Source organism: Streptomyces ossamyceticus (assembly GCF_001418475.1).
Taxonomy (GTDB): domain Bacteria; phylum Actinomycetota; class Actinomycetes; order Streptomycetales; family Streptomycetaceae; genus Streptomyces; species Streptomyces ossamyceticus.
On sequence record NZ_LIQX01000517.1, the window covers coordinates 1 to 592 of the forward strand.

General features: G+C 67.2%; 1 protein-coding gene. It reads left to right on the forward strand.

The genetic code is table 11. The features are described 5' to 3' along the window. A partial coding sequence (locus AOK15_RS31590) for an ABC transporter permease (protein ID WP_157870428.1) occupies window positions 1–592 on the forward strand: 592 nt, incomplete at both ends.

Consider the following 592-nt stretch of genomic DNA (forward strand, 5'->3'; position numbering starts at 1 on the left):
CTGGCGCAGCAGTACATCGGCAAGAACCCCACGCCCGCGGACATCGCCGCCGTCAAGGCGAACCTCGGCCTGGACCAGCCGGTCTACCTCCAGTACTGGGAGTTCATCAAGGGGATCGTCTCCGGCGCCACCTATGACCTCGGTCCCACCACGGTCCAGTGCAACGCCCCCTGCTTCGGCTACTCCTTCAAGGACCACCTGGAGGTCTGGCCCCAGCTGACCGAGCGGCTTCCGGTCACCGTGTCGCTGGCCGTCGGCGCCGCCGTGCTGTGGCTGCTGGGCGGTATCGCCGCCGGTGTGGTCTCCGCGCTCAAGCCGGGCTCGTTCTTCGACCGCTCCGCCATGGGCGTGGCGCTCGCGGGCGTGTCCCTGCCCATGTTCTTCACCGGTCAGCTGGCGCTGCTGCTGTTCAGCTACAAGCTGGAGATCTTCGGCAGGACGTACGTCCCCTTCACGGAGAACCCCTCGCAGTGGGCCAACACCCTCTTCCTGCCCTGGTGTTCGCTGGCCCTCCTCTACTCCGCCATCTACGCCCGGCTCACCCGCTCGGGCATGCTGGAGACGATGAACGAGGACTTCATCCGCACCGCGC